At 40.5% G+C, this 25,990-nt stretch carries 26 protein-coding genes; 15 read left to right on the top strand and 11 right to left on the bottom strand.

Going from position 1 to position 25,990, the window contains the following annotated elements:
* Positions 1 to 9 precede the first annotated feature (9 nt).
* The 3 genes from galK to galE are packed head-to-tail and all read right to left on the bottom strand — an operon-like array spanning position 10 to position 3,227.
* Complete coding sequence (galK, locus tag PMAN_RS13505; RefSeq protein ID WP_010557682.1) at positions 10 to 1,158, bottom strand: galactokinase; 1,149 nt, start codon at positions 1,156 to 1,158, stop codon at positions 10 to 12.
* The gene (locus PMAN_RS13500; protein WP_010557683.1) at positions 1,148 to 2,212 is read right to left on the bottom strand and encodes a UDP-glucose--hexose-1-phosphate uridylyltransferase; all 1,065 of its coding nucleotides are present in this window, start codon (positions 2,210 to 2,212) and stop codon (positions 1,148 to 1,150) included. The genes galK and PMAN_RS13500 overlap by 11 nt, the downstream gene beginning before the upstream one ends.
* A gap of 1 nt (position 2,213) precedes the next feature.
* Positions 2,214 to 3,227 carry a UDP-glucose 4-epimerase GalE gene (galE, locus tag PMAN_RS13495; protein WP_010557684.1) on the bottom strand — a complete coding sequence of 338 codons (1,014 nt, stop codon included), beginning with the start codon at positions 3,225 to 3,227 and terminating at the stop codon, positions 2,214 to 2,216.
* Between the two features lie 251 nt (positions 3,228 to 3,478).
* On the opposite strand from galE, the gene PMAN_RS13490 reads away from it, so the two are divergent.
* Complete coding sequence (locus PMAN_RS13490; protein WP_010557685.1) at positions 3,479 to 4,288, top strand: SDR family NAD(P)-dependent oxidoreductase; 810 nt, start codon at positions 3,479 to 3,481, stop codon at positions 4,286 to 4,288.
* A gap of 130 nt (positions 4,289 to 4,418) precedes the next feature.
* On the opposite strand, the gene PMAN_RS13485 is transcribed toward PMAN_RS13490, so the two are convergent.
* Positions 4,419 to 4,661 carry an HP1242/YdcH family protein gene (locus PMAN_RS13485; RefSeq protein WP_006791291.1) on the bottom strand — a complete coding sequence of 81 codons (243 nt, stop codon included), beginning with the start codon at positions 4,659 to 4,661 and terminating at the stop codon, positions 4,419 to 4,421.
* Positions 4,662 to 4,919: 258 nt separating this feature from the next.
* Between PMAN_RS13485 and PMAN_RS13480 the strand changes: the two genes are divergently transcribed.
* The 8 genes from PMAN_RS13480 (at position 4,920) to speD (ending at position 12,762) form a co-directional block, all read left to right on the top strand.
* Complete coding sequence (locus tag PMAN_RS13480; protein ID WP_010557686.1) at positions 4,920 to 5,501, top strand: anthranilate synthase component II; 582 nt, start codon at positions 4,920 to 4,922, stop codon at positions 5,499 to 5,501.
* Positions 5,502 to 5,547: 46 nt separating this feature from the next.
* Positions 5,548 to 6,711, top strand: coding sequence for an HDOD domain-containing protein (locus PMAN_RS13475; protein ID WP_010557687.1), 1,164 nt, complete (start codon positions 5,548 to 5,550; stop codon positions 6,709 to 6,711).
* A gap of 377 nt (positions 6,712 to 7,088) precedes the next feature.
* Complete coding sequence (locus tag PMAN_RS13470) at positions 7,089 to 8,294, top strand: aspartate aminotransferase family protein (RefSeq protein WP_010557688.1); 1,206 nt, start codon at positions 7,089 to 7,091, stop codon at positions 8,292 to 8,294.
* 85 nt (positions 8,295 to 8,379) lie between these two features.
* Positions 8,380 to 9,396, top strand: a complete 1,017-nt coding sequence (gene astA, locus PMAN_RS13465; RefSeq protein ID WP_010557689.1) for an arginine N-succinyltransferase — start codon at positions 8,380 to 8,382, stop codon at positions 9,394 to 9,396.
* 15 nt (positions 9,397 to 9,411) lie between these two features.
* A complete protein-coding gene (astD, locus tag PMAN_RS13460; RefSeq protein WP_010557690.1) occupies positions 9,412 to 10,881 on the top strand; it encodes a succinylglutamate-semialdehyde dehydrogenase in 1,470 nt (489 codons plus the stop codon).
* Positions 10,882 to 11,010: 129 nt separating this feature from the next.
* Positions 11,011 to 11,358, top strand: a complete 348-nt coding sequence (locus tag PMAN_RS13455) for a DUF3802 family protein (protein WP_006791285.1) — start codon at positions 11,011 to 11,013, stop codon at positions 11,356 to 11,358.
* An 89-nt stretch (positions 11,359 to 11,447) separates the two neighbouring features.
* The gene (locus PMAN_RS13450) at positions 11,448 to 11,861 is read left to right on the top strand and encodes an OsmC family protein (RefSeq protein ID WP_006791284.1); all 414 of its coding nucleotides are present in this window, start codon (positions 11,448 to 11,450) and stop codon (positions 11,859 to 11,861) included.
* An 88-nt stretch (positions 11,862 to 11,949) separates the two neighbouring features.
* Positions 11,950 to 12,762 (top strand): adenosylmethionine decarboxylase, encoded by an 813-nt coding sequence (gene speD, locus PMAN_RS13445; protein WP_006791283.1) that lies wholly within the window; start codon positions 11,950 to 11,952, stop codon positions 12,760 to 12,762.
* A 95-nt stretch (positions 12,763 to 12,857) separates the two neighbouring features.
* Here the strand turns inward: speD and PMAN_RS13440 are convergent, their stop codons facing one another.
* Together PMAN_RS13440 and PMAN_RS13435 are read right to left on the bottom strand one after the other, a co-directional pair.
* Positions 12,858 to 14,201, bottom strand: a complete 1,344-nt coding sequence (locus tag PMAN_RS13440; protein WP_010557691.1) for a M24 family metallopeptidase — start codon at positions 14,199 to 14,201, stop codon at positions 12,858 to 12,860.
* 127 nt (positions 14,202 to 14,328) lie between these two features.
* Entirely contained in the window at positions 14,329 to 15,612 is a 1,284-nt protein-coding gene (locus PMAN_RS13435; protein ID WP_010557692.1) for an aromatic amino acid transport family protein, read from the bottom strand.
* Positions 15,613 to 16,363: 751 nt separating this feature from the next.
* On the opposite strand from PMAN_RS13435, the gene PMAN_RS13430 reads away from it, so the two are divergent.
* From PMAN_RS13430 to PMAN_RS13405, 6 genes are all read left to right on the top strand, one after another.
* The gene (locus PMAN_RS13430) at positions 16,364 to 16,753 is read left to right on the top strand and encodes a hypothetical protein (RefSeq protein WP_168371059.1); all 390 of its coding nucleotides are present in this window, start codon (positions 16,364 to 16,366) and stop codon (positions 16,751 to 16,753) included.
* 95 nt (positions 16,754 to 16,848) lie between these two features.
* Positions 16,849 to 17,211 (top strand): DUF7674 family protein, encoded by a 363-nt coding sequence (locus tag PMAN_RS13425; protein ID WP_010557695.1) that lies wholly within the window; start codon positions 16,849 to 16,851, stop codon positions 17,209 to 17,211.
* Positions 17,212 to 17,380: 169 nt separating this feature from the next.
* Complete coding sequence (locus tag PMAN_RS13420; RefSeq protein WP_010557696.1) at positions 17,381 to 18,178, top strand: alpha/beta fold hydrolase; 798 nt, start codon at positions 17,381 to 17,383, stop codon at positions 18,176 to 18,178.
* Between the two features lie 1,106 nt (positions 18,179 to 19,284).
* Positions 19,285 to 19,539 (top strand): hypothetical protein, encoded by a 255-nt coding sequence (locus PMAN_RS13415; RefSeq protein WP_010557698.1) that lies wholly within the window; start codon positions 19,285 to 19,287, stop codon positions 19,537 to 19,539.
* Between the two features lie 71 nt (positions 19,540 to 19,610).
* Entirely contained in the window at positions 19,611 to 20,024 is a 414-nt protein-coding gene (locus tag PMAN_RS13410; protein WP_033035258.1) for a hypothetical protein, read from the top strand.
* Positions 20,025 to 20,060: 36 nt separating this feature from the next.
* Positions 20,061 to 20,357 carry a hypothetical protein gene (locus PMAN_RS13405; RefSeq protein ID WP_010557700.1) on the top strand — a complete coding sequence of 99 codons (297 nt, stop codon included), beginning with the start codon at positions 20,061 to 20,063 and terminating at the stop codon, positions 20,355 to 20,357.
* 103 nt (positions 20,358 to 20,460) lie between these two features.
* On the opposite strand, the gene cysQ is transcribed toward PMAN_RS13405, so the two are convergent.
* From cysQ to cysD, 5 genes are read right to left on the bottom strand one after another with little or no spacing between them, the layout of a single operon-like run.
* The gene (gene cysQ / locus PMAN_RS13400) at positions 20,461 to 21,231 is read right to left on the bottom strand and encodes a 3'(2'),5'-bisphosphate nucleotidase CysQ (RefSeq protein WP_010557701.1); all 771 of its coding nucleotides are present in this window, start codon (positions 21,229 to 21,231) and stop codon (positions 20,461 to 20,463) included.
* A 5-nt stretch (positions 21,232 to 21,236) separates the two neighbouring features.
* Entirely contained in the window at positions 21,237 to 21,833 is a 597-nt protein-coding gene (gene cysC, locus PMAN_RS13395; RefSeq protein WP_010557702.1) for an adenylyl-sulfate kinase, read from the bottom strand.
* Between the two features lie 33 nt (positions 21,834 to 21,866).
* A complete protein-coding gene (locus tag PMAN_RS13390; RefSeq protein ID WP_010557703.1) occupies positions 21,867 to 23,591 on the bottom strand; it encodes an SLC13 family permease in 1,725 nt (574 codons plus the stop codon).
* Positions 23,592 to 23,622: 31 nt separating this feature from the next.
* Positions 23,623 to 25,047 carry a sulfate adenylyltransferase subunit CysN gene (gene cysN / locus PMAN_RS13385; protein ID WP_010557704.1) on the bottom strand — a complete coding sequence of 475 codons (1,425 nt, stop codon included), beginning with the start codon at positions 25,045 to 25,047 and terminating at the stop codon, positions 23,623 to 23,625.
* Positions 25,047 to 25,946 carry a sulfate adenylyltransferase subunit CysD gene (cysD, locus tag PMAN_RS13380; protein WP_006791269.1) on the bottom strand — a complete coding sequence of 300 codons (900 nt, stop codon included), beginning with the start codon at positions 25,944 to 25,946 and terminating at the stop codon, positions 25,047 to 25,049. Before cysD ends, cysN begins: the two co-directional genes overlap by 1 nt.
* Between the last annotated feature and the right edge of the window lie 44 nt (positions 25,947 to 25,990).

Here is a 25,990-nt window from a genome sequence, read left to right as displayed (position 1 = left end):
TACCTACTTTTAAAAAGACGTTATTTGTAACCCTGAACCTGCTGAGCACACATAAATATCTGCGTATAAGTTAAAGCGTTCAAAGTAATGTTTTTCAACGGCGGCTTTAATTAGCGGTACTTCTGCATCGCGGCATAAACACACTATTGCTCCCCCAAAACCACCGCCGGTCATGCGCACTGCGCCGCGCTCACCCATGGCTTCTTTACATATTTCTACTAAGCCATCCGTTGCGGGTACCGTTACTTCAAAGTCGTGTTTAAGTGATTGGTGCGATGCAGCCATCAATTCACGAAGTTGCTCCATATCATTGGCTTGTAATGCTGTAGTTGCGGCGATAACACGGTCGTTTTCGCTAATTACATGGTGCGCACGTTTGTATTCGTTATTGCTAAGTTGTGCTTTAACAGCATCTAGCTTAGCCATCGTTGCTTGGCGAAGTGTTTTAACTCCTATTTTTTCAGCCGCTTGTTCGCAATCAATACGGCGTTGATTGTATTCGCTGTCTACTAATTTACGTGGGTAGTTAGAGTTTACAATAACAATGTTTAAGTCATCAGGCACTTTCACAGACTTAGTTGCCAAATTTTCGCAATCTATTAGTAATGCGTGGCCGTTTTCGCCTTTTGCCGAAATGAGCTGATCCATAATGCCACACTGGCAATGCATAAAGTCGTTTTCAGCTTCTTGGCCTAGTAGTGCAATTTTTTCTTCGCTTAAACCAAGCTGTGCAATATGGTTAAACATACCACCCACAGCCACTTCTAATGCTGCCGATGATGATAAACCACTACCTTGGGGTAAGTTACTATCAATAAGTAAATCAGCACCGCGTAAGGTGTGGCCTGCGCGTTTTAATACGAATGCAACGGCGCGAATATAATTTCCCCATTGCGATTGACCTTCGCTAATCGGTTCGTCAACGTTAAAGCTGTCTTGCTCGCCTGGGTAATTGAGTGACTGCACGGTAATTGTATTATCGTCGCGCTCTTTAAACATCACTTGGGTACGAAATTCTAATGAGCACGGAAATACAAAGCCGTCGTTGTAGTCAGTAAACTCACCGATTAGGTTTACACGTCCTGGTGCAGCTGCAATACCCTGAGCAGGGGCACCGTACAGTGATAAAAAGTGGTGTTGAAATTCATTAAGCTTCATCTGTGTGTCCTGCTGTATTTTTATAGTGTGTAGTGCTTGCTGCTTTTAAAATAGACGCGGCTGTTTCTGCGCTTAAATCGCGCTGACTTTCGCCTAACATTTCGTAGCCAACCATGTGTTTTTTAACGGTGGCAGAGCGAAGTAGTGGCGGGTAAAAGTGTGCATGTAAGCGCCAGTGTTGCTCATCAGAGCCACGATTTGCTGGAGCATTATGCCACCCCATAGAGTAAGGGAAGCTGCAGTTAAATACGTTGTCGTATTTAGTGGTTAATACTTTTAATGCCTGAGCGAGTGAATAGGTTTGTACATCACTAAGCTGACTAAAGTTTTGAATGTTGTCTTTAGTTACTAGTAAGGTTTCAAATGGCCATGCTGCCCAAAAAGGCACCACAACAAGCCAGTGTTCATTCTCAAATACGACACGGGTTTTATCGACTTGTTCTTTTTTTACATAGTCGGCAAGCATAGCAGTGCCGTGTTTATCAAAATAAGCACGCTGCTGAGTATCTTCGGCTTCTATTTCGGTAGATAGGTGCGAATGCGCCCATACTTGGCCATGCGGATGGGGCTGCGAGCACCCCATGATCTCGCCTTTATTTTCAAATACCTGAACACACTCGTATTGCTGTGTAAGCTCGGTATAGTTGTCTTTCCACGTTTTTACTACGGCATGCAGGGCATCGTGCTCAAGCTCTGGTAATGTTTTGTTATGTTCTGGCGAAAAACAAATTACGCGGCATTCGCCGCTTGCTTCATCAGCAATAAATAAATCGCTATCTGACTCTACGCTTTGTGATTGTTCGCTGGCATTGGGCGTTAGTGCGCCAAAGTCATTTTTAAAAACATGGGTGTATTTGTAGTCTGGGTTGCTGTCGCCATTTGCTCGTGTATTGCTTGGGCAAAGCGGGCAGCTTTCGTCATGCTTTGGCAATACTGTTTCGTTAACGGCTTCGGTTGCGCCTAACCATGGGCGGTTATTACGATGCGGTGAAACTAATACCCAGCGCCCCGTTAGCGGGTTTTTACGTCTGTGAGTACTTTCTAATAAAGCCATATTAACTCTCCAACCCACTTGGGTAATTAGTTTGCCAGCGCCATGTATCGTTGGTCATGTCGCTCAGTGTTAGTTCTGCGTGCCAGTTAAGGGTGTTTTGCGCTTTTGTGGCATCAGCGTAATTGCAGGCAATATCGCCTGCACGGCGCGGTGCACTTTTATACGGAATAGCTTTACCTGCTGATGCGCTAAATGCGTTGATCATATCAAGCACTGAATAACCTTGGCCTGTGCCTAAGTTGTATGCATGAAAGGCGGTATCTGATTTATGTTGCATAAATGCCGCTACATGGCCTTTAGCTAAATCTAAAACGTGAATGTAATCGCGCACGCCAGTACCATCTTCGGTATCGTAGTCGTCACCAAAAATATTAACTACCTCACGTTTACCTACCGCAGTTTGAGCAATAAATGGCATTAAATTATTTGGAATACCATTTGGGCTTTCGCCCAATAAACCACTTGGATGTGCGCCTACTGGGTTAAAGTAACGCAGTGCTATGCCCATAAAGTTGCTGTTGGCATTACATACATCTTGCATGGCTTGTTCTACCATGACTTTAGTCCAACCATAAGGATTGGTTGCGCGTATTGGGTGCTTTTCATCAATAGGCAGGTAGTCTGGCTCGCCATAAACAGTGGCCGATGAGCTGAAAATTATATGATTAACACCTTCATCTTGCATGTTTTGTAGCATGCTTAATGTGCCCGATACATTGTTTTGGTAGTAACGTAGTGGTTGCTCGGTCGATTCACCTACTGCTTTTAATGCTGCAAAATGAAATACAGCCTCAGCCTGAGTGTGCTTAAGCGCAAGTTTAAACTGCTGCTCGTTTTGAATATCACCTAAAATAAATTCAAAACGTGTACCTGTAATTTTTTCGAGTTGATCAAGTACACGAGGGCTCGCATTAGATAAGTTATCGTAAATTACAGGTGTAATGCCTGCTTCATGTAATGCAATACATGTGTGGCTACCTATGTAACCCATGCCGCCAGTCACTAAAACTTTCATGTGGTTTCTCGAAAATATATTTATATGATAAATACTACTATTAAGGAAGTTTAAAAACAATAGTTATGAATTGTTCAAAATTCAAATAAATGATTAAAAAACATTCACTGCTATCTCCGTCACTTTATTAATATTTTCTATAAACTGATTCAACAACGGTCTAATTATCATTCAAAGATGGCAATGCTATTATTTCACAATCGTAATTCGTTAAATGTGTAAGCGCTGTATTACATAACATGGAGCTAGGTATGAACAAAAAAATTTTAATCACAGGTGCAACAGATGGCATTGGGTTTGAAACGGCTAAAATGCTGCTAGCGCAAGGTCATACCGTACTTCTTCACGGGCGTAATGCGCAAAAGCTCAATAAAGTACACACTTTACTCAATAACGATTATCCGCAAGCAAGCACACAAACTTACGTGGCTGATTTGAGTGAAATGGCGCAGGTGCGTAATCTGGCTAAACAAATTACAGCCGACCATGAACACTTAGATGTACTTATTAATAATGCAGGTGTGTTTAAGCTCGACAACCCTGAAACTGCAGATGGTCTTGATGCACGATTTGCAGTAAACACATTAGCGCCTTATTTATTAACAACTTTACTATTACCGCTTTTTGATACCCAAGGGCGAATTGTTAATGTGTCGTCAGCGGCGCAAGCAACAGTCAACCTAGATGCACTGATTGGGCAAAGCTTTTTGTCAGATAACGCAGCATACGCACAAAGCAAATTGGCAATTACAATGTGGTCGCGTCATATGGGTATAAAACTTAAGGGTAATGGTCCATTGGTGGTATCGGTTAACCCTAAGTCGCTACTAGGCAGCAAAATGGTTAAAGACGCATACGGCCTTAATGGCGGCGATTTAAAGTTAGGTGCCGATATATTTTGCCGCGCTGCACTAAGCGATGAGTTTAGTAATTCAACAGGGCTTTACTTTGATAATGACGCTGAGTGCTTTTCAGCCCCTCACGCAGATGCATTGAATGACGCTAAAAATCAACAGCTAATAGATGCACTCGATTTAAAGTTATTACAGCTAGCAATATAGCTAACGCAATTTGAGCGTTGGTTATAGAGTTTATTACCTAGTTATACACCGTATAAAGTTTCATTGAAGACAAACAAGGAGTTCACCACTTTAAAATGGCGAACTCTTTTTTGTTTTTGGAATTTTATATTTATTGTGCGCTTATTAAACGCTGATACAACCAATCTTTTAATTCAGAGCGGTCGTGTTTTAGCTGGTGCATTTGCTCATCGCTAATAGGCGCACCGTCCAATTCTAATATTCTTATTTCTTTATCCAGTTTATTGTACTGCTCGGCTTTTTCTGCAAAGTCAGCATCACTTTTGTTCAACGTATTTATCGTGTTTATGTGCTCAGGAAAGTCGTTTGTTAATGAATGGTCTTCGCCTAACATAGTCGCTCCTTAGTAAAAAATAAGCTTACACAAAATAAGCTTACACAAAATAAGCTGTCACTTAATGAGCTTGGGTTTAAATAAGGGGAATTCAACCACTCGCATCAAAAATTTAATAGGGTAAGTAAGTGTTACGTCATGCTAAAGAGGGAATTACTATTTATCTAGCTGCAAATCACTGACACTCATAACGGCTTGGGTTAGAATGCAACACGCCTAAATACTCCCGATAACTACCTTTATTGAGTACTTAATTACATGCTATTAATGATCGATAACTACGATTCGTTTACCTATAACTTAGTGCAGTACTTTCAGCGATTGGATCAAGACGTATTAGTAAAACGTAATGACGAGTTGAGCATTGCGCAAATTAAACAACTTAATCCGGAGCATATAGTTATCTCTCCGGGTCCTTGCTCACCGAATGAAGCTGGTATATCGTTAAGTGTAGTTGAACACTTAAAAGGCCAATTTCCTATATTAGGGATTTGCTTGGGACATCAAACGATTGCCCAAGCTTTAGGCGGGGATGTAGTGCGCGCTAAAAAAGTAATGCATGGGAAAACATCTCCCATAACACACACCAATAAAGGTGTTTTTAAAGGATTAGCTAATCCGTTAACGGTTTGTCGTTATCATTCGCTGGTGGTTAAAGCGCAGTCGTTGCCCAACGAACTTGAAATAACAGCGTGGACACAAACACCGCAAGGTGAGTTTGACGAAATAATGGGCATGCAACACAAAGAGTTAGCAATTGAAGGGGTGCAGTTTCACCCTGAAGCTATTCTAACCGAGCAGGGATTAACGCTACTTGATAACTTTTTAACTCGCTTCTAGTCTAATAGCACTGAACGTATTCAATACTTACTATTTAACGAGCACTATGACTGAACTTGCACAACAACAGCGTACAGCAAAAATACTTGATCAACGGGCACACGATTTGCTGTTGGGTCATAGTTTTGCGCATCAGCAAATTGGGTTTATTCATACCTTAGATATTGATTACGGCGAGCCTATGAAGCAGCGTACCTTGTTGCAGGTTGAAGTGTCAGCGCAACAAAAGCGTAAGCAAACAAGTACCGCTCATCATAAGTACCGTGCACAAGCCAGCGAACAGCTTCATAAAGTAATTGAAACAGCTATATTTAAACAGCTCGAAGATATGGACGCAGTGATTCAAACCACAATAGGGATTGAAGACAGCGTTGCCACTATTTTAGATATATTAGCTGTAAAGTCGGCCTCAGTTGGCCGTTTAGAGCCGTTAGTAAACGATTTAAGCTGGCTAGGGCGCGAATTGGTCACGTTGGTTAACCTCCCGTATTACCGAAACCAGCGTAGTAAAAAAAATACCGCGGTAAAAGTAGACAGCCCCGCACTTGCTCTGCGTTACATAGGGCTTGATAACTTACAGTTAGTGATTCCCACATTTGCAGTTCGCCATTGGATGCCCCATAGTACCGAGCCTTTTTCGTTACTAAAACGTAGGCTCAGAGACAGCGCAATGGCCAACGCCATTGCCGCGCAAAAAATTGCAGAAATAAACGACGTAAACGAGATACACGCATTTACCTTGGGTATGTTATTAGATGTAGGGCGTATTACGTTAGTACGTTTGTACTTAAAAACCTTTGAGCAGGTTTGGCAACGAAAAGTACAAATAGCACGTAAAGAAAACCAAAAAGACCTTCACACAGCATTATTAGAGCTAAAGCCCGACCCTTTATTTTTAACTACACTGCTGTGCAATAAGTCAATTCAGGTCAGTGCGCGAGTCATCGACAAAATGGCCTTTAAATATTTGCCATTTAAAGGCGTGATGGAACAGCTACAAAATGGCGTAAATAAAGGCGATAGTGCCTTACCGTTAACGCAGGTCATGCTAAAAGCGCGGTGTTACTCCCAGTATTTAATTTTAAAAGAACACCAACTAATTGAGCCCGACGAAACGGCAGCGTGGTTTTCGTATTTTCAGTTCACTAAAACGGAACTAAAAACCCTTCAAACAAGCAATTTTACCAATCTTGCTATTCAAATTGACTAAAAAATTAAATTTTTTGTTAATTTTTTTACGACTATTCATTCATTCCCACTGATTCATCCGTAAAGTTATTTAGTGGTAAAAGCCTATGCAGGTCACTACTGATGCGGTTAGTTGATAAAAAATAAGTGTGTTTAGGTATGCAAATAGTTATTCACTATCTATGAAATAATATCTTAAGCCCTTTATTTTCAAGGGTTACATGAAAGTTTTTAACGAGACAGCTACCACTAATTCTGAAATAATGGGCGTCTGAAAATTGAACCACAAAGCAATTTTTTGTACCCAACAGACACCTGAACGTACTCAAAAGCTTGGTTAATATTTTTAATCAAACACTTATTTATGCTTTGTGTAGATCACAATTAAGAGGAAATAAAATGACAGTCAATCGCGAATTATTTGATCACGTAATGGTTCCTAACTACGCACCTTCAAGCGTAATTCCTGTTCGAGGCGAAGGCTCTCGCGTATGGGATCAACAAGGCAAAGAGTTTATCGACTTTGCTGGTGGTATTGCTGTTAACTGTCTTGGCCACTGTCACCCTGCTTTAGTAGGTGCATTAAAAGAACAGGGCGAAAAAATTTGGCATTTATCAAATGTTATGACTAATGAGCCGGCGCTTCGCCTAGCTAAAAAAATGGTTGATGCCACTTTTGGTGAAAAAGTTTACTTTGCTAACTCTGGCGCAGAAGCAAACGAAGCCGCACTTAAATTAGCGCGTCGTTTTGCACTTGATAAGTTTGGCCCAGAAAAATCAAAAATTATTGCATTTAACAAAGGTTTCCACGGTCGTACATTCTTTACTGTAACTGTTGGTGGCCAAGCGGCATACTCAGATGGTTTTGGTCCTAAGCCGGGTGACATCGTACATTGTGATTACAACGATCTAGCCGCGTTTGAAGCGCTAATTAGCGACCAAACATGTGCCGTAATGATGGAACCACTGCAAGGTGAGGGCGGTATTGTTTCACCAACTGACGAGTTTGCTCAGCAAGTTCGCGATTTATGTACTAAACACAATGCGCTACTTATTTTTGATGAAGTGCAAACAGGTGTTGGCCGTACAGGTGACTTGTACGCATACCAAGGTTTAAATGTAGTACCTGATATTTTAACTTCAGCAAAAGCATTAGGTGGCGGTTTCCCAATTGGCGCAATGTTGACTACAACAGATATTGCACAGCATCTAAAAGTAGGTACTCATGGTTCTACTTACGGCGGTAACCCGCTTGCGTGTGCTGTTGCCGAAGCCGCATTTGATACTGTTAACACACCCGACGTACTTGCTGGTGTAAAAGAAAAAGCAGCTTTATTTAACGAACTCCTTGCAGCGGTAAACGAAAAATACAACGTATTTAGCGAAATTCGCGGTAAAGGTTTGTTAATTGGTGCTGTTGTGAATGAGCAATACAAAGGCCGCGCTAAAGAATTTTTAGTAGCCGGTACTGAACAAGGTCTAATGTCATTAGTGGCAGGTGCTGATGTTGTTCGTTTTACACCGTCTCTTGTTATCCCAGAAGCGGATATTCGCGAAGGTATGGCACGTTTTGAAAAAGCAGTTGCAAGCGTAGTAAACGCATAAGCTGTTTTAGCCAATCTACCGAGGGCAAACATTGTTTGCCCTACGAATTTTATTTACCGTTATTTATAAGGGAGCAAGCGGACTCATGATGATCCTTCGCCCAATCCAGCAAAATGATTATTCAGCATTACTGACAATCGCCCACGAATCGGGCCATGGTTTTACATCTTTGCCTTTAAACGAAGAGCTATTACAAAAGAAGATTGACCATTCAGTAAGCTCATTTGCTAAACAAACGTCACAACCCGGTGACGAAGGCTACTTGTTTGTTCTTGAAGATAGCGAAACAGGTGAAGTAGTAGGTACCTCGGCTATAGAAGCCGCTGTGGGCTTAGATGATGCGTTTTATCATTACCATTTAAGTAAAGTGATTCACTCTTCGCGCACACTAGATGTTTACAAAGCGGTTGATATTTTAACGCTATGTAACGACTACACTGGCGCAACAGAGCTGTGCACCTTGTTTTTGAAAGACGGCTATCGCAAAAACTGTAACGGCAAACTGCTGTCTAAAGCACGCTTTATGTTTATTAAACAACACCAAGCACGCTTTGCAGAAACCGTTATTGCAGAAATGCGCGGTGTGTCTGATGAAAACGGCAATAGCCCGTTTTGGAAGTGGTTAGAAGAACACTTTTTCTCAATGGACTTCCCAACAGCAGATTACTTAACGGGTATTGGCCAAAAAGTATTTATTGCTGAACTGATGCCTAAATACCCAATTTACGTCAATTTATTGAGTAAAGATGCGCAAGCAGTAATCGGTCAAGTTCACAACAATACTCGCCCGGCGATTGAATTATTAAAAAGCGAAGGCTTCACGTTTAACGGCTACGTTGATATTTTTGACGCAGGTCCAACAGTTGAAGCAAAAGTAGATAATATTGCTACAGTACGTAACTCACACGACTTTATTGTTGAAATTGGAGAGCAAACGGGCGACACCATGGTGTTATTAGCAAACGACAAGCTCGAAAACTTTAGAGCGACCGTTGCATCAATGAGTTTCGACGAACGCGCTAAAACCGTTGTGTTATCACAACAAGTAGCCGACGCCCTGCAATTACAAACGGGCGATACTGTTAGCGCAACCCCAGTTTAATTTAGGAGAAAGTATATGACTCATCCTGCACAATTTATTAATGGTCAATGGTCACAAGGCCAAGGCTCAGAATTTAACTCAGTAAACCCAGCAAATAACGATGTTATTTGGCAAGCATCATCAGCCACTGCAGAGCAAGTTGACGCAGCTGTTGGCGCTGCACGTGAAGCGTTTTACGCATGGGCTGATAAAAGCTTTACTGAGCGTTTAGAAATAGTAAAAGCATTCGCAGCACAATTAAAAGAAAACAGTGAAGAGCTTGCAGTCACCATTGCACAAGAAACAGGTAAGCCACTATGGGAAACACGCACTGAAGCGGGTGCGATGGTTGGTAAAATTGCCATTTCAGAAAAAGCATTTTTAGAGCGCACGGGCGATGTTGAAAATGCAATGCCATTGGGCCGCGCGATGATTCGCCACAAGCCACACGGTGTTGTAGCAGTATTTGGCCCGTATAATTTTCCGGGCCACTTACCAAACGGCCATATTGTGCCAGCGTTACTAGCGGGTAATACGGTTGTATTTAAACCGTCTGAACTAACACCAAAAGTGGCTGAGCTTACCCTTAAATTGTGGGAAAAAGCGGGTTTACCAGCAGGCGTTATTAACCTTGTACAAGGTGAAGTTGAAACGGGCAAAGCCCTTGCTGCTCATAAAGGCATTGATGGCTTGTTCTTTACTGGTTCATCGCGCACAGGTCATATTTTACATGAACAGTTTGCAGGCCAGCCGGGTAAAATTTTAGCTCTCGAAATGGGCGGTAATAATCCGCTTATTATTACTGACGTTGAAGATACTAAAGCCGTTGTACACGATATTGTGCAATCAGCATTTATCTCTAGCGGTCAGCGTTGTACCTGTGCTCGTAAGTTATTTTTACCAACAGGTAGTAAAGGCGATGCAATATTAGAGCGCCTAATTACTGCAACTAAAGCCATTAAAGTAGGTAACTACGACGATGAAGATCAGCCATTTATGGGCTCTATGATCTCATCAGCGGCAGCAGCAGGTATGGTTAAAGCACAAAGCGAGCTTGTTGAGCTTGGCGGTAAGGTCCTTGTAGAACTAGAGCACACAGCAAATACAGGCTTTGTAACACCAGGTATTATTGAGTGTTCAGCAATTGGCGACTTCCCAGACGAAGAGCATTTTGGCCCACTTTTAAAAGTGTTCCGCTTTGACGACTTTGACAGCGCAATTGATAAAGCAAACGACACAAGCTTTGGTTTATCTGCCGGTTTACTTAGCGATAATGAAGCCGATTACGACCACTTTTTACGTCGTATTCGTGCCGGTATTGTTAACTGGAACCGCCCAATTACGGGTGCGTCTAGCGCTGCACCATTTGGTGGTATTGGCGCATCAGGCAATCACAGAGCAAGCGCGTACTACGCAGCTGACTACTGTGCATACCCTGTAGCTTCAGTAGAGCTTGAAAAAGTAGCCATGCCAGCAACATTAAGCCCAGGCTTAAAAATAGATTAAGTTAATAATACTTAATTAGTATAAAAGCAGCTTCGGCTGCTTTTTTTGTATGCTTAAATCACAAAGCTAGCAATCAACCGCGCTTTCTGCTTAAATCAGCGTAAGTAATATTATTAGGTGGTAAATATCATGGTTTTAGATAGGCAAGGGTACGATGATTTAATCATGTATCTAACTCAAAATTTAGCATTGTTTGAGAAGCCAGGTGTGATAAAACCAGGCGCTCCAACGGTAATGGAACTCATAGAAGATGTTATTGCCGAAAACGTCATGCTAATTTGTGAACAGCACACAAACCTTAACACAGAGCAACGCAGCTTAATTGTGCGTGAGGTTGATGGCATTGTTTACGACTTACAAGAAGTGCTTAGCAGTATTACGTCACAGCCAGTTACGGTTGAACAACATGAGTTTATTGACGAATTTGCAAGCTTAATTAAAAACCTCTTCGACAGCGCTGTTTCGCAGCAGTATTAATCCCCAATTTATAGCGCCGCGTATCGCATTTCGTTTGCAACTGCGGCCAACTTGCTTACAATCAAGAAAAATATTTTTGAGATAAAAACATGCAAGCAAATGTAAAATGGGTTGATGGCGACACATTCGTAGGTCGTTCTAATTCTAATCACAACGTTGTATTTGATACCGGTAGCGACAGTGCTGCCCCTAGCCCAATGGAAATGGTATTGATGTCGGTTGGTTGTTGTTCATCGGTTGATGTTGTGGGTATTTTAAAAAAAGCCAAACAAGACTTTTCAGACGTTCAAGTACAATTAAGTGCCGAACGCGCCGAAACCGCTCCTCGCGTATTTACTAAAATCAATTTACATTTTGTTGTTACAGGCAAAAATGTGTCTGAAAAGCACCTTGCACGCGCTGTTTCTTTGTCTGCTGAAAAGTATTGCTCGGTAGCATTAATGCTTGATAAAACAGTAGAAATTACTCATAGCCATGAAGTTGTGCAAGAACAGGTAAAATAACGCTTTTTCCATAAGGAAAATTCGTATAAAATCCGCGAACTTTTCATTCTGCAGGTGCAGATTTCACTAATTTATAGGTTGGTTTATTATGAACAAACCCTTCGATAAACTTAAACTTCATGGCTTTAACAATTTAACCAAAAGTTTAAGCTTTAGTATTTACGATATTTGCTACGCAAAAACCGAGCAACAACGTAAAGAATATATTGAATATATCGATGAGCAGTACAGTGCAGATAGACTAACCGACATTTTAGGTGAAGTTGTTGATATTATTGGTGCCAATATTTTAAATGTTGCACGCCAAGATTATGAACCACAGGGCGCCAGTGTAACTATTTTGGTTTCGGAAGAGCCAGTAGAAGAGCAGCAAAATTACGATGCTGACGAAGCACCAGGCCCATTACCTGACTCAGTTGTTGCACACCTAGATAAAAGCCATATTTGTGTACACACATACCCAGAAGCTCACCCTGATGATGGTATTTGTACATTCCGTGCTGATATTGAAGTATCTACGTGTGGTATTATTTCGCCGCTTAAAGCATTAAACTTTTTAATTCATAGTTTAGAGTCTGACGTGGTAACAATTGACTACCGTGTTCGTGGTTTTACTCGCGACGTAAACGGCGTTAAGCACTACATTGACCACGCTATTAACTCAATTCAAAACTTCATGACAGACGATACTAAAGAAGCGTACCAAATGATGGACGTAAACGTGTATCAAGAAAACCTGTTCCATACCAAAATGATGTTAAAAGAAACCGACCTGAACACATACTTGTTTGGTCTTTCTACAACTGATTTATCGGATGATGAAGAAGAAGAAATTCGCTCTAAGCTAAACCGTGAAATGCAAGAAATATTCTATGGTCGTAACCTGCCAGAAACAGAATAACAGTCACGTTAGTTAAATAAAAACGGCGCTTATTAAGCGCCGTTTTTGTATGCGTTAATAAATATACCTATAAATCACTTACATCAGAGTTTAGGTTATTTAACAAGTAACAACTCGGTTTGTCGGCCGTTTAAGTACCACACGCCGGTTTTATCAAAAATAGCGTCTTCTTCTAACATTATGCGTATTTCTTTATTCCATGGTTTTATAAACACGGCATTGTTAAGCTCAATAGAGTAAGCGGTATTTAAATGCAGTGGGTAGTCGCCATCGCCGGGTACACCTTGTTGTGAATCCCACATACCCAGTGTGGTACCCGCAGCATGACCATGATAGCCAAGCGGGTGCGTATAAATAGTGGGTTTTAAACCTTGAGCAATGGCTTTTTCGCGAGCGGCTTTTAATACCTGATTACCCGTTTTACCTTCGCTAAATTCAGCGGTAAAAATGTCTTGGAGTTTATTGCCTTTTTTAAGCGCATCAACAAGGTAAGCGGGCGCATTGGTTTCGCCAGGCTTTAAAACATAAGCATGTTGTTGGGTGTCGGTATTTAAGCGTAAGTAGGTAATACCAAAATCGACATGCAGTAAGTCACCCGCTTGAATAACGTTATCGGCGTAACCATTCGTAAAGCTGTCTTCGTGATCGAACGATTTGCTGTCAGCGCGTTGTATTGCAATACTTGGGTGAAACCATGTTTGTAGTTTTAGCTCTTTTACGCGCTCTCTAAACCACCACACTAAATCGTCGCTGGTTGTTTTGCCCACAGTTATTACTTTGTTTGAAAAACCCTCGGCAATAATAGCGTGCGCAATAGCAACAATGTGTTTATACATGTCTATTTCTTGGGGAATACGCTGCTCTAACCAGGCAACCGCCAGCGGCTCAGCCGATATTATTTTATTTTTATAAGCGCTAGGTAAGTTGGCCATTAAGGTATTGTAATCGCCTAACACTAAGCCGTCGGCATGACCCCAATCGGTAGACGTATTGAGTGCAATGTTATCTGGGTTGTAGCGTTCAATAATATCGTTCAGTGCTTGCCACTGGTTTGGCTGCGCCTTTTTGTCCCAGCCTTTTGTAAATACATTACCTATTTTATAGGGCGCAATAGCGTAAGCATCCACATTGCCTTGTTCATTTAAGGCAAAAAGTAAAATGGTGGTACGCCTTGCCGATAACCAGGTTGCTGGCAGCATTGTTTTTAGTATGGGATCTTCGTTGTATTCGCGGCTAATAAGCAGCCACATATCGATGTTGTGTTTCTTCATTACGCTGGGCATTAATGTGTTTACCCTAAGCTCTGTTATATTATCTATAAACGCAGCGCGTTCTTTCATCGATAAAATAGCAGGCACGCCATCGGCTTTAGCTAAGGGGCTTAAAACAAGCGTGGTAAGTAAGCTCACGCAAAGTAGGAGTTGTTTTGTAAGGTGCATAATTGTTTTATTTTTAGGCTAGTTAATTTATAACATGCCTTAATGGCAGCCATAAAAAAACATTTTGAGATAAACAGCACACAAAAAAGCCCAGCTAACTCGCTGGGCTTCAGCATGAATAGGGGTGTTATTTAATCATGCTGTAAATAAGTGCAAATACCGCAAGCGCACCTACCGCTAACACAAACAAGGTACTTAAGCGGTTACGATACTTATGCAGAGCCGGTACTTTATAAACTGCAATCATAGGCATGATAAATAATATCATTGCAATAATAGGGCCCGACAGCTGATCCATCATATCGAGTATGCTTGGGTTTTTAACTGCACAAAACCAAATTGCAAAAAACATAATAACTACACCAATTTTATCTACCGTTTTAGCACCAAGCTGTGTTTGCTTAGTCACCAAACCTGTAAAGCTTTCGCGGGCTCCTAAAAAGTGACCTAAAAACGACGACGTAATGGCAATAAAAGCAACTAAAGGCCCAAGCATCGCAATAAACGAGTTATGGGTAATGTTAGCAAGGTACGATAAAACCGAGACGTTATCGGCTTTTGCTTGTGCCATCTGCTCACCTGTTAGCGACAGCACGCACGAAAATACAAACAGCAATACAAACACAATTAACAGTAAGCTTGTGCGCTTTAAAATGGCTTCAGATTTTCGTGTAGCAAGGTCGTCATAGTGTTCGCGTTGTACATGCACAAAGCTTGAAATAGCCGCTGCATGGCTAAACGAAAACACAATAATAGGAATAGATAACCACAACGTTTTACCAAAGTTACCCACTTCAGGTAGGCTTATGTCTGGCATTTGCCAGCTAGGGATTAAATACAGGGATAAAAAAAACAGAATACCCACAAGCGGGTACACCAAAATAGAAAAGGCGCGCAGCATTAAGCGCTCGCCACCCATCATTAGGCTTATCATCCCGGCTACCAAAACACCCGAAAGCACTGCGCGAGGCGGCGATTCCATGCCCAGCTGGTTTACCATAAAGCTGTCTACCGTGTTGGTTAAGCCCACACCGTAAATAAGCAAAATAGGGAATATAGATAAAAAGTATAACAATGAGATTAATCGCCCAGCATTAACGCCAAAGTGTTCTTCAACTACATCGGTAAAATCGGCATGCTTATTTTTAGACGATAATACAAAGCGTGCTAAACCACGGTGGGCTAAAAAGGTCATCGGAAACGCTAAACACGCCATAATAATCAGCGGCCAAAAACCGCCAATACCAATGTTAATAGGTAAAAATAAAATACCCGCACCAACGGCGGTACCAAAAAGGCTTAAGGTCCACTGCGTATCGTGCAGGTTCCATTTAGATTTAGCGTTTGAATTTGCACTTGAATGCGCGTGTGTTGATGCATTTGAATGCGTTGCATCTAAAGGTGTTGTCATGTGTGTGTGCCGTCCATTATTTATAATAATAACCGCGCCGAAGGATATAGTTTTTGACCCACTTTTTCATGTTTTTAGCGCCTTAGAGCCGCAATTAACTGCGTTAAAATAGCCCCCAAGTGTCATGAATACGAAACAGCGGTGTAAAAGTAAACAAAGCCAGCACAAGGTGTTTAAAAATGTAGTAATGACACGCTTTACTATTTCTAGCACAACTAAATAACTCGCTAAAATATAATATTTATAATTGGCAAACACTTGCACGGTTTGTTATTAATAGGTTTTCATAAAATAAGGATGTTTTCATACAAAAATGGTGAAAGTGTTCTTTTGTTAAATTGTCAGGTTTTTCATCGTGTTAATTCATATAGTTTTTACTGAAACAGCAGTAATATTAACGAAGGTCGAATATAAATCATTCAGGGAAATACAAAATGATTTTTGTGACTTCAAAGCGTCACTTGGTCCTTGGACAGAGTGTGAGGTTTTTGATTATCTAAATTTTGAATATTCAAATTTAGCACCGAATGCTAGGGATCAACTAAAAAAGCTTAAATCGAGTGGGCACAACGAAATTGTACTTTCTTTTTGCGATAAGGCATAAACCTACAACTTAATAAATTAACTCACTTTTGTGCATACATGAAGGGCAGCTGTGCAATTTATTTAGAGGTTTTATAATGTTTATAGGCAACAATCATTAATGCGGTGCTTCACTAACTGGTTGGCTAGACTTAAGTTGGAATCAAATTTGAAAATTATTATTGTATTAATATGTTTAATAACCTCTTTTAATTCCTTCGCTTGTTTTGTTCAACCAGAAGGTTTAACAGAACAACATGAAACTCAATTAATTAATTATTTAATTTATGCTGGTGTTCTAATGACTGCAGCTTTATTTATTAGGGCTTCATATAATATACAAAAAATTTGGATTCCAATTTTGTTGCAGGTTATTTTTGGGTATTTTCCAATGTATCTGTATATGCTGGAAATAGCAGGTGTATCACCTTATTCAGGCTCCTGTGGTGCTCCTGGGTTTGTTTACATTGGTAAAGTATTAGCCATTGGTATGGCCTGTATTTTTGCACTTGAAGTAGTTTTATTCTTTAAGGGCAGAGGAAGTAGAAAAGTAAAATAATAAGCTCGGATTTTGTTTTTATTTAGAACTAGGATAAACAATAAGTCTATAGTTTTACACCGGCATTTTAATGACTTCGTATTAACAGGGAATATATGGCAGACCAAGAAATAAGACAATTTATTGAGGATATACAATCTAAGTTTCCAGATGTCATACCGCTAATGGATAAACACGAAGAATGTGAATTCGCTTTTCGTATGGAGGAGTTCGCAAATTTAACAACGTTTGCATTCAACGAAAATAAAAACGCCGACGGCATAAAGCATTTGTCGTATATGAATCTAAAACTAGAGACTGCAAGTCCTGCCGAGTTTGAATACATAGATACCTATTATGTTGAGCACTTGTTTTGGAAAGCGACTCCCATAGGAATTGAAATGGGTTGGCCACTTGTTCCCGATAAACTAAAAAAGCTGTACTTAAATTTTCATAGGCAAGCGCCTCAAATACGTTGAGTATTGGTAAAGGTTGTTCTTATTTGTTTTTATTTAAAAATTAAAACCTGTTCCGAAAAGTTGTTAAGTAGACGCTATTGTTGTGAACTTGATGAGAGATTTTTATTAAACTCCGTTATACTTCTTACAATTGAATATGCCAAATGAAGTAAATAGGCCGCTAACAGCAATGAGCACAGACATTCTTTTTCATACTATTTTTCCGCACGAAACCAGTCAAACATGGGTTGTATTTGTCCATGGCGCTGGGGGAAGTTCGGCAATTTGGTTTCGTCAGCTCAAAGCTTATAAAAAAGAATACAATGTATTGTTGCTAGATCTTCGTGGTCACGGTAAATCAAATAACTTAGTACAAAATTTTGTTGATAATAATTATTCGTTTAATAACGTCTCTAAAGATATTATTGATGTGTTAGACCATAACAATATCACCAGCGCACACTTTGTTGGTATTTCATTGGGCACAATACTCATTCGCAATATTGCAGAAATTGCGCCGCAATATGTTTCTAGCATGGTGCTAGGTGGCGCGGTAACCCGCCTTAATACTCGCAGTAATACTTTGGTTTATTTAGGTAATACGTTTAAACACTTCTTGCCTTATATGTGGCTGTATCGCTTATTTGCTTTTATTATGATGCCCAAAAAGCGCCATAAAGAATCTCGGCTTTTGTTTGTTCGTGAAGCAAAACGTTTGTGCCAAAAGGAGTTTATAAAATGGTTTAAATTAGCCATGGATGTAAACCCCTTAATGCAGTATTTCAAAGAAAAAGACATCGATATCCCCATTCTTTACATTATGGGTAAAGAAGATCATATGTTCCTTGGCCCTGTTAAAGAAATGGTTAAACGCCATAAAAATAGCGTACTGCAAACTATTCACCATTGCGGCCATGTTTGTAATGTGGAACGCCCAGACTTATTTAATCAACACTCGCTTGCTTTTATCGCCCAGCAAAATCGTTAAGGGTTGTCGCTTTTAAAAAGCGTTCAATTAATCGCAAGTCTCAAAAACTTATAACAACCATTACTTGTTGATTGGAAGCGGTCATTCTTTTGCCTCTCTCCTTAAGTTAAAAGCACTGCCTTGCTTCATGCCACACCTTTTTACACATAGTAAAATACCTCGATTATATAATTTTATAATTGGCAATCACTTACACAGTTTGTTACTAATAGATGTTCCAAAAATAAGAACACGCTCATGTTAACTATAAGGGTGTAATTTGAGCAAGTTACTAGAATGCAGGGAAATATGTGAGAAGATGTTTAGTTTTAATATTATTACTTCTTAATGGGTGTTCTCCAGTTTGGGAGGAGCAACCTTATAAAGTGTATTACATCGACGGTACCAAAAGGTTAGGTTATAGCCTTGGTCAGGGCACATATATTGGGCGACTCAATGAACCAATAAATATTAAGTCTAACGAACAATATATTTCGGTTTATGCTTGTCCGCATAAAATTTGTGCTTTTTACTATATTGATAAAACCAAAGATAACAAGTTTGCTGAGCACAATGAGTTTTTTTATGGGCCATACACAAAGGCTCAATTTGCGGCGATAGCCAAAAAGTTAGGGTTACCGACTACGAATTCCAGCGTTAAGACTACAATTTAATAAAGACTAAAACGTTACTTATATTTTCACCGGCTACAATAGCGCCAAATCAGTTAACTAAAACGCATTTAAAGTTTATAAGTACAGAACTTAAATAAAAACAAAGGCAGTAAAGAGAGTTAGCATGGATAAAAAAAAGGTGATTGTTATATTTTTCGGCATAATATGGTTTGTGTTTTGAGCCGCTTTTTTTATAGGTTTTGAGTCATTAAAAAAGCTGTTGTTCTGCGTGTTTGTATTTTCTTTTTGTTATAGATATATCTATGCATTTATATTAAATAGAAGTATTTATGCACCATATACCGGTGAGGAAATTTCTCCTACTGAAGGTAATTTAGTAAAGCGGCTTTTTATGCTGATTATAGGTATTGGTGCGTGCACCTATTTTACTTTCTTTATCCCTTAAAAAGCATATTTGCCCAGTAGCTCTTTATATTATTAGGTGTCAGCAGGATGAAAAATAAAGATAACGGATATCCTTATCTCAATATAGACCGACTTACGTATATTTATAAATGTGTTAAGTGCAAAGCTCATATTAAAAAAGGCATGGCAACCTGTTATAGATGTGGCTATGAGTTCACATCTAGCGATGTTGATAAAATGCTCACAGAGTATAAAGAAAACTATTCAAAAAACTGGCACGTTAAGATTTATTTTGTGCTGTTTGTTGGAGGGATAGTGCTTTTATTGCTGAATATAAATTAAGTGTACTCTATTAAAAAAGAGTTATGATCAGTGTTTTACTTCCACTCAAAGCTATAAATTATAAGGTTATTATGAGCAAAGTATTGTTATTATTATTTATTTTTCTAGCCTGTGCTTGCACTTCAACTCATAAGATAGATTCAAACGTTGAATTTGAACGACTCTATGCAGCACTAAAAATGGAAGAGATCTTAAGTTCATTTGGGGGAGAAGTGAATATTAGTCCTGAAAAGATACTCTCAGAAATACTAAGGGATTTACCCGAAAGCCAAAAGCGGGCCTTCATTGAGTCAATGCCTTCAACATTTATGGCTGACCCAATTAATGTCAACGCAGCTAAAATTATTTTTAAAAGCAAACTTACTTCATTATTAACAGCACAAGAGTTAAAAATTGCTGCTGACTTTTATTCTAGTAATATTGGTTTAAAGGCGCATCGAGCGATTATAGATGCAGAGATAGCTGTTTCAGAATCGTTAAACTAATTTTTCTTTCGAGATGAAATAAAAGGAATTTAATAAATGGCACTTTTATCGATTTCAGTAGGCGTTGCGTTTTTTGCAGTTGCTATTATTTGGTTTGGGTTTAGCGCTATGTTCGGCCAAATGGAAAATTCAGGTTTCGCATATAGCTTCATATTGTGTATGTTCCCTGCGTTTATTGGCTTGGTTTTAATAGTGCCTAGTACACTTTACCGAACTGTTTTTGTATTTGCCCAAAAGCCTGAGCAAACCCTGAAGGAAAAGGTTATTTTATCGCTTGGTTTGTTGATAACTTTGCTATGCTTTAGTGCGCTTATTAAGTTAGCTTTTACATAACAAATAACTTAAGCGTTACTAAGTATTTTACTTTATGCTCCCTGAGTAACTCTTATAGTAAAAGCTATCACTTATCTTGCTGACAACTGATAGCTCTTAACTTTTATTCTTCTATCGCACTTACAATAAAATACGGATTCAAATACTCATCTTTAGTATTGTAAGTAAGCGGACTGCCATCAAGTTTAGTGACTTTTGCACCGGCTATTTCGGCGATTGCATGGCCAGCTCCGGTATCCCATTCACAGGTTGGGCCTAAGCGCGGATAAATATCGGCGCTGCCTTCGGCAATTAAACACAGTTTTAGTGAGCTGCCTTTTGAGACCATTTCTACGTCATCAAAGCGTTTTACAAATTCGGCTAAATCGGGTGATGGGTGCGAGCGGCTGCCTACAACACGTATTAACCCTTTGTTAGGCTTGGTGGTTACTTTAAGTTCTATACGCTCATCGCCCGTGTCTTTAAACGCGCCAATGGCATCGCTTGCAAGGTACGATACGCCAAGTGCAGGGGCATCAACAACCGCGAGTACCGGTTTTCCGTTTTCTATTAGGGCAATGTTTACGGTAAATTCGCCGTTCTTTTTAATGAACTCTTTGGTACCGTCGATTGGATCGACTAACCAGTAGCTTTTCCACGTTTGGCGAATCGCCCAGCTTATGTCGGCGTTTTCTTCGCTAAGGATGGGGATGTCGGGCGTAAGCTGAAGTAGCCCCGCTACAATGACCTTATGAGCTGCTAAGTCGGCGTCGGTTACTGGGCTTTCATCGGCTTTGTATTCAACGTTAAAGTCCTTTTCGTAAATCCCCATAATGGCTTTGCCTGCGGTGCGGGCAAGGATGAGGGTTTCTTCTAGCAGTTCGGTTTGGTTCATTGGGGTTAACCTATTATATGCGTTTGTTTTAGATACGTTATCAGTTGGGCAACCGATTGGTCTAGGGTGTTTTTACTTGTATCTAAAATTATTTCAGGCTTTGTGGGTACTTCGTAGTTTGAGTCGATGCCAGTAAAGTGTTTTATCTCCCCTGCGCGTGCTTTTTTGTATAGCCCTTTTGGATCGCGGCTTTCGCATATATCAAGCGGAGTATCTATAAATACTTCAATAAACTCTCCGTCATCTACTAAATTGCGCACCATGTCCCGTTCAGCTCTAAAAGGCGATATAAACGCAGTAAGTACTAACAAGCCTGCGTCGGTCATTAGTTTTGCGGTTTCGCCTACACGGCGAATGTTTTCTATGCGGTCTTCATCGCTAAAGCCTAGGTCTTTACATAAGCCGTGGCGTACGTTGTCGCCATCGAGCAGGTAAGTGTGTACGCCTTGCTGATTAAGCGCCGCTTCGAGTGCGTTGGCTACGGTGCTTTTACCCGAGCCTGAAAAACCGGTAAACCATAAAATAGCCGGCTTATGTTTTTTTTGCTCGCTACGTTGTGCTTTAGTGGTTGCGTAGTTATGCCAAACTATATTTTCATCCATAGTGATGTGTCTCTTATGCTGTTTGCGCCAGTATTAAAAAGGAAATACCAGCGGGATCAGGGTTAATACCGTGATTGAATAAATAATAGAAAGGGGCAAGCCCATAACAATGTAATCTTTTAAGCGATAATTACCCGCGCTATACACCATTAAATTTGTTTGATACCCAAATGGCGATATAAAACTTGCCGATGCGCCAAAAGCAACCGCCATAATAAAGGGTAGCGGGTCTACATTAAAGCCAACAGCTAATGAGTAAGCAACCGGAAATGAAAGTGCCGCTGCCGCATTATTTGTAATAAGCTCGGTAAATAATACGGTCATTAAAAATATGGCTATAAATGCGCCGTAAGGACCAAAGTCGCCAAGCACCATAAATAGCGCACTCGATATTTGCCCAGCAAGCCCCGTGCCTATCATTAATTTTGCAAGCCCAATGGCGCTACCAACTACAACAAGTAACTCAAGCGGAAATCGGCGTTTTATTTCGTTTAGCTTTATGGTGCCGCTGAGCATTAAGCCAATAAGTAATACCAATAAGCCTTTTACTAACGGCACTACCCCAAAAATACTTAAACCCAATACACCCGCAAAGCTGAGTAATACAATATTAGATTGTTTGGGCGCAAGGTGGGTTTGTAAATCAAGGCCTGAAATATATACAAACTCACGCTTTAAATTAGGTAGGCTGTAAAAGTTTTTGCCGGGTGCCAAAATAAGTGAATCGCCCGCTTGTAATTTTACTTGGCCAAGGCCGCCTTGAAGTCGGTCGTGCCCACGGCGAATAGCAATAACAGCAGCGTGAAACTGCTCGCGAAAACGTATTTCTTTTACGGTTTTGCCTATAAATTTAGACGACTGACTTACGACCACTTCAACTAAGTGTTCTATGTCTTTTTCGTGGTTATCGTGTACTACTTTTAAACCATCAAAGCGGGTTAATAGGGGGACTGATTTAATGTCGCCTACAAATAATAAAATGTCGTTTTGTTGAATAATTTGCTGAGGCGTTACTGCGCATATGCGTTCGTTATTACGAATTATTTCAGCTAGGAACAAGTCTTTTAAATCGCGTAGGCCGTTTTCTTCTACTGTGCGACCTATTAATTTTGAGCCTGTTTGTACTTTACCTTCAAGGTAAAAAGGAACAACTTCTTGATCGCTTTTGCCGTTGTCAGGCAAGTATTTAAGCATTACCAAAATAGTAATAAGGCCAACGCTAAGCGCGCCTAAACCCACTAAGGTAAAGTCGAAAAAGCCCAGTGGCTGCATACCTGCATCTACCGCAAAGCCGTTAACAATGAGGTTTGTTGAAGTACCTATGAGTGTAATGGTGCCACCTAAAATAGCAGTGTACGACAGCGGTAATAATAGCTTTGAAGGTGAATGGTTTGGGTTATCTTTTATTGCGGTAATGAGTGAGGCAACCACCGCCGTATTATTAGTAAACGACGATAAAAATGCAGTAGAAATCCCCAGCTTTGTTACCGACTTAACTAAGCTACCTTTAGATAAAGACATGGATAGCTTTTGAATTAACGTGGTTTTTTCGATTGCAATCGACACTAATACGAGGAGCACTAAGGTAATAAGTGACGGATTGGCGTAGTTAACTAGCATGTTTTCAAGGTCAATTAGCCCGGCTAAGTAGCTGGTGCCAATAGCGCTTACAAATAACCATGCTGGATTAATGCGGGTGCCAAAAAGGCACCCGACTAAGGTAAGCATTATGCCTGTTAAAACTAGCTGCTCTACCATGCTTTATTATTCCTAACAGACATTAATAAACTTACAGTTTCGAAATATCAAGCGCTTGCCAATGCGGGAAGTGCTTGCGTACTAAGCTATTAAACTCAACTTCAAAGTCACTGAAATCGCTTTTGCTTTTTTCGCTTTGTAGTACGTGTTCAATCATACCGGCTGCTACCGTTAAGTTAGATAAACGGTCAATTAGAATGAAAGAGCCTGTTTCGTGGTTATTGTGGTACTCGTCGGCCAAAATAGTTTCGGTGAGTTCAAGCGTTACAATAGCAATTTCGTTTAGCTGTAATGAATCGGCAGAGCCATGTTCAAGCGTGTTTACATCAATAGTGTGGTCAATCTTTTTAACCACAGCCGATGTGTTTTTGCTGCCTAGTTTTAGGTTGTAGTTTTTACCTAGCACTAATGGCGATTCGTGCATCCATACAATTTTAGCCTGAAGCTGATTAGTAACTGCCGCAGTTGAACTTGCCGGTACGATTACGTCGCCGCGGCTAATGTCTATTTCACTGTTTAGCGTAATAGTAATTGCTTGGCCTGCTTCTGCTGTGTCTAGGTTGCCATTAAAAGTGACAATTTCTTTAATGCTTGATGTTTTACCCGACGGTAATACTTTTACAGCGTCGCCTACTTGTAGCTTGCCCGATGCTAATGTGCCCTGAAAACCACGAAAGTTTAAGTTAGGGCGTATTACATATTGCACGGGTAAACGTGCTTCAAAACCGGTATCGGTTTGTGCCGCTGGCGAATCTTCTAATAGCTCAAGCAGTGGTTTGTCGGTGTAATACGGAGTATGTGCAGAGCGCGTTACTACGTTGTCGCCTTTAAGTGCCGACATAGGCACAAACTTGATGTTTGTTACATTTAGTTGCTCAGCAAATTTAAGGTAATCGGCTTTGATTTTTTCATAAACGGTTTCGTCAAAATCAACAATATCCATTTTATTAATGGCTACAACAAACTGTTTAATACCTAGCGAGTCACAAATAAAGCTATGGCGCTTGGTTTGTACTTGCACGCCGTAACGCGCATCAACCAAAATAATGGCGACATCGCTTGTTGATGCACCCGTTACCATGTTGCGTGTATATTGCTCGTGGCCTGGTGTGTCGGCAATAATAAATTTACGCTTAGCCGTTGAAAAATATCGGTACGCTACGTCAATGGTAATACCTTGTTCGCGTTCAGCTTGTAGGCCATCTACTAGTAATGCAAGGTCAAGATCTTCACCTGCGTTACCTACTTTTTCGTTGTCTTTGTGAAGGGCTGCTAGCTGATCTTCATAAATTTGGTGGCTGTCGTGTAATAGGCGGCCAATCAGTGTTGATTTACCGTCGTCTACACTGCCACAGGTAAGCATGCGCAATAAGCTTTTGTCTTGTTGACGTGCTAGGTAGGCGTCTATGCCTATTTCTTTTACTTCGTTAAATGTATCGTTATTTTGGCTAGACATTAGAAATACCCCTCACGTTTTTTCTTCTCCATTGAGCCTGCTGAGTCATGGTCAATAACGCGGCCTTCGCGTTCTGATGACGTAGATAGCAGCATTTCTTCAATAATTTCGGTTAGTGTACTGGCTGTAGATTCAACGGCGCCGGTTAGTGGGTAACAGCCTAATGTACGAAAACGGACCGATTTCATTTGTGGTACTTCGCCTTCTTCAAGTGGCATACGTTCGTCATCAACCATGATAAGTGTGCCGTCACGTTCAACTACAGGGCGCTCTTTAGCTAGGTAAAGTGGAACCATTTCGATGTTTTCTTGATAAATGTATTGCCAAATATCAAGCTCAGTCCAGTTAGATAACGGGAATACACGAATGCTTTCGCCTGGGTTTACTTGACTGTTATAAGTGTTCCAAAGCTCTGGACGTTGGTTTTTTGGATCCCAACGATGGTGCTTGTCGCGGAACGAGTACACACGTTCTTTTGCACGTGATTTTTCTTCGTCGCGGCGGGCGCCACCAAAGGCTGCATCAAAACCGTATTTGTTAAGAGCTTGCTTTAACCCTTGGGTTTTCATTATGTCGGTATGCTTACCCGAGCCATGCGTAAAGGGGCCAACGCCCATTGCTAAGCCTTCTGGGTTTTTGTGTACCAGTAGGTCAAAGTCGTACTCTTTTGCTATGCGGTCGCGAAATTCAATCATTTCACGAAACTTCCAGTCGGTGTCTACGTGTAATAACGGAAACGGAATTTTTGCAGGGTAAAACGCTTTACGCGCTAAGTGCAGAAGTACCGACGAATCTTTACCAATTGAGTAAAGCATTACTGGGTTCTCAAACTCAGCGGCGACTTCGCGCATGATTTTGATACTTTCAGCTTCAAGTTGCTGAAGATGAGTTAAAGCCATTGTTAGTCGTCCTACTAAAATGATTAAAAGTTATAAAATTAAAT

Origin of the sequence: Pseudoalteromonas marina (genome assembly GCF_000238335.3) — a bacterium.
Lineage (GTDB): Bacteria > Pseudomonadota > Gammaproteobacteria > Enterobacterales > Alteromonadaceae > Pseudoalteromonas > Pseudoalteromonas marina.
This window is presented reverse-complemented; position numbering and strand designations above follow the sequence as displayed.

Excerpts from the sequence above, each read along its gene's own strand:
- galK (WP_010557682.1), bottom strand. The coding sequence starts at position 1,158 with ATGAAGCTTAATGAATTTCAACACCACTTTTTATCACTGTACGGTGCC.
- PMAN_RS13500 (WP_010557683.1), bottom strand. The coding sequence starts at position 2,212 with ATGGCTTTATTAGAAAGTACTCACAGACGTAAAAACCCGCTAACGGGG.
- galE (WP_010557684.1), bottom strand. The coding sequence starts at position 3,227 with ATGAAAGTTTTAGTGACTGGCGGCATGGGTTACATAGGTAGCCACACA.
- PMAN_RS13490 (WP_010557685.1), top strand. The coding sequence starts at position 3,479 with ATGAACAAAAAAATTTTAATCACAGGTGCAACAGATGGCATTGGGTTT.
- PMAN_RS13485 (WP_006791291.1), bottom strand. The coding sequence starts at position 4,661 with ATGTTAGGCGAAGACCATTCATTAACAAACGACTTTCCTGAGCACATA.
- PMAN_RS13480 (WP_010557686.1), top strand. The coding sequence starts at position 4,920 with ATGCTATTAATGATCGATAACTACGATTCGTTTACCTATAACTTAGTG.
- PMAN_RS13475 (WP_010557687.1), top strand. The coding sequence starts at position 5,548 with ATGACTGAACTTGCACAACAACAGCGTACAGCAAAAATACTTGATCAA.
- PMAN_RS13470 (WP_010557688.1), top strand. The coding sequence starts at position 7,089 with ATGACAGTCAATCGCGAATTATTTGATCACGTAATGGTTCCTAACTAC.
- astA (WP_010557689.1), top strand. The coding sequence starts at position 8,380 with ATGATGATCCTTCGCCCAATCCAGCAAAATGATTATTCAGCATTACTG.
- astD (WP_010557690.1), top strand. The coding sequence starts at position 9,412 with ATGACTCATCCTGCACAATTTATTAATGGTCAATGGTCACAAGGCCAA.
- PMAN_RS13455 (WP_006791285.1), top strand. The coding sequence starts at position 11,011 with ATGGTTTTAGATAGGCAAGGGTACGATGATTTAATCATGTATCTAACT.
- PMAN_RS13450 (WP_006791284.1), top strand. The coding sequence starts at position 11,448 with ATGCAAGCAAATGTAAAATGGGTTGATGGCGACACATTCGTAGGTCGT.
- speD (WP_006791283.1), top strand. The coding sequence starts at position 11,950 with ATGAACAAACCCTTCGATAAACTTAAACTTCATGGCTTTAACAATTTA.
- PMAN_RS13440 (WP_010557691.1), bottom strand. The coding sequence starts at position 14,201 with ATGCACCTTACAAAACAACTCCTACTTTGCGTGAGCTTACTTACCACG.
- PMAN_RS13435 (WP_010557692.1), bottom strand. The coding sequence starts at position 15,612 with ATGACAACACCTTTAGATGCAACGCATTCAAATGCATCAACACACGCG.
- PMAN_RS13425 (WP_010557695.1), top strand. The coding sequence starts at position 16,849 with ATGGCAGACCAAGAAATAAGACAATTTATTGAGGATATACAATCTAAG.
- PMAN_RS13420 (WP_010557696.1), top strand. The coding sequence starts at position 17,381 with ATGAGCACAGACATTCTTTTTCATACTATTTTTCCGCACGAAACCAGT.
- PMAN_RS13415 (WP_010557698.1), top strand. The coding sequence starts at position 19,285 with ATGAAAAATAAAGATAACGGATATCCTTATCTCAATATAGACCGACTT.
- PMAN_RS13410 (WP_033035258.1), top strand. The coding sequence starts at position 19,611 with ATGAGCAAAGTATTGTTATTATTATTTATTTTTCTAGCCTGTGCTTGC.
- PMAN_RS13405 (WP_010557700.1), top strand. The coding sequence starts at position 20,061 with ATGGCACTTTTATCGATTTCAGTAGGCGTTGCGTTTTTTGCAGTTGCT.
- cysQ (WP_010557701.1), bottom strand. The coding sequence starts at position 21,231 with ATGAACCAAACCGAACTGCTAGAAGAAACCCTCATCCTTGCCCGCACC.
- cysC (WP_010557702.1), bottom strand. The coding sequence starts at position 21,833 with ATGGATGAAAATATAGTTTGGCATAACTACGCAACCACTAAAGCACAA.
- PMAN_RS13390 (WP_010557703.1), bottom strand. The coding sequence starts at position 23,591 with ATGGTAGAGCAGCTAGTTTTAACAGGCATAATGCTTACCTTAGTCGGG.
- cysN (WP_010557704.1), bottom strand. The coding sequence starts at position 25,047 with ATGTCTAGCCAAAATAACGATACATTTAACGAAGTAAAAGAAATAGGC.
- cysD (WP_006791269.1), bottom strand. The coding sequence starts at position 25,946 with ATGGCTTTAACTCATCTTCAGCAACTTGAAGCTGAAAGTATCAAAATC.